Origin of the sequence: Nostoc sp. FACHB-888, from assembly GCF_014696655.1 — a bacterium.
GTDB lineage: Bacteria > Cyanobacteriota > Cyanobacteriia > Cyanobacteriales > Nostocaceae > Nostoc.
Map to the genome: position 1 here is coordinate 1 of NZ_JACJQM010000417.1, position 1,733 is coordinate 1,733.

Annotated in this window: 1 protein-coding gene; it reads right to left on the bottom strand. The window is 40.4% G+C overall.

What is annotated here, in order from left to right; genetic code table 11:
• Positions 1 to 34: 34 nt before the first annotated feature.
• A complete protein-coding gene (locus H6G26_RS41565) occupies positions 35 to 1,402 on the bottom strand; it encodes an IS4 family transposase (RefSeq protein ID WP_347242656.1) in 1,368 nt (455 codons plus the stop codon).
• Positions 1,403 to 1,733 lie beyond the last annotated feature (331 nt).

The window sequence follows — 1,733 nt, forward strand, 5'->3', positions numbered from 1 at the left end:
GAATGGCACTAAGAAAAGCCGAAACACTTGTGGGTTAAGCAGTTTGCAATTGTTTACGTAATTCATTCCGGGGTTTGGTCATTAAGGGGTAAGCTTTAGGGCGGCGTTTCCGAACTCGTGGTTCATTTCTAGCAGGGCGGTCAGGAACAGCCTTGTGAACAATAACTTTTAGCAAAGTGCGATAAAGTTGGTGACATTGTGTTAGAGAAGCTGCTAAAAATTCCGGAATAAAGTTATTGAAATGATGGCGAGTACCTTGTAACGATAAACGTAATGCAGGAGTACCGTAAGTAGTGCCTGCCGACCACATCAAGCTGCGAAGTAGATTATAAGCAAGCAAATAAATATAAATTTCTTTGCGTACCATAGAGGGAGTTTTACATCGTAAAACATCCATTCCCAAAGTAGTCTTAAGATGTCTTAAATCTAGTTCAACCTGCCAACGCTGGTAGTAAAGTTGGACTATTTTCAAAGTGGGATAGGTTGTTGTATCTAATAAAGTGGTAATTAAGCTGACTCGCTCTGTACGAAAACCTGGAATAATAATGTAGTAGTAAATTTCCCGCACAGTCAAGCTAAGAGGTAGAGCAGCAAATTCTGATTCAGTTAATCCTTGTGGACATTTTTTAGGTTTATGCCAAGTTACTAACTTGTCACAGTCTCCAACAATTTTACCTTTACGCATAGACGTTGTTCGAGCTTGATGTTTACGGAATACTGCATCACAATTCAGGTTTTTAATAGTAACCATGTCAGCGTAAGCACAAAAAGCTCTATCTCCTAAAAGGATATCCAAGGGATTAAGGAACTGATACAATCTCCTAGCTAGTTTAATATCATGAATGTTCAAAACATCGATAACTAAAGCAACAGCGGCTCCTGTAGCTAAACTGAATATCACACCAATTTTGGCAATTGGAAACCCACATCCAGCCTTTTGACTCTTTGGTTGAGGGTAGCATGATTGGTTTTCCACAGTGTCAGGCATTGACACGCTTGAACCGTCTATTACTTTCACATCTCGACCACACCACAAATATTCTGCTGTCACTTTTTCTGATAAACTCTCTGCCGCCTTACCAAAAAGTTTTTCTAATAATTTTTCTGGCAACCTGGCTCTGGCTTGACAATAAGCACTTGTATCACTTGAGGGAATTTCTACTCCTTGCCCTGCCAAATAAGCAATTATTTTACTCACAGCGTTATGACAACTCTTATCATTATCCAAAACCTGAGATAAAAATGCCCACAGCGTTACTATTGGGTCAAATAATCGTCTCTTATACCTAATTTTTAGTTCATCAAGAGCTTGCACGATTACAGACTCTGGTAACAGTTCTTTAAAAGGTAATCCCAAACTTTGATTAAATTTATCTTTGAGAATTTGTACTCGGAGTGTCACAGTAGTAGTGGTTATTTTGCTTGCTCGTCTCAAGAAAGTATTTCATGAACGAGTAAGCTTTTCTAACTAAAAACTTTAGAAAACCCGTACATCTCATTCCACTGTCTCTGGCAGGGACAGCGATGGCGTACCCGCTTTTTCCGGAGGCGATCGCAACAAGGCGGGCAGTTACGCCGTGAAACATTGTGGGCACTTAACGTTCATTCTGCGAGCGATCGCACCTTTGCATCCTGGACTTTCGCCTGTCCCATACCAAGACCTTCACTGTTCAATAGCTTTAAAATCTGTACCGCTTATCCTGCATCGCTTAGAGCTTTTCTTAGTGCCATTC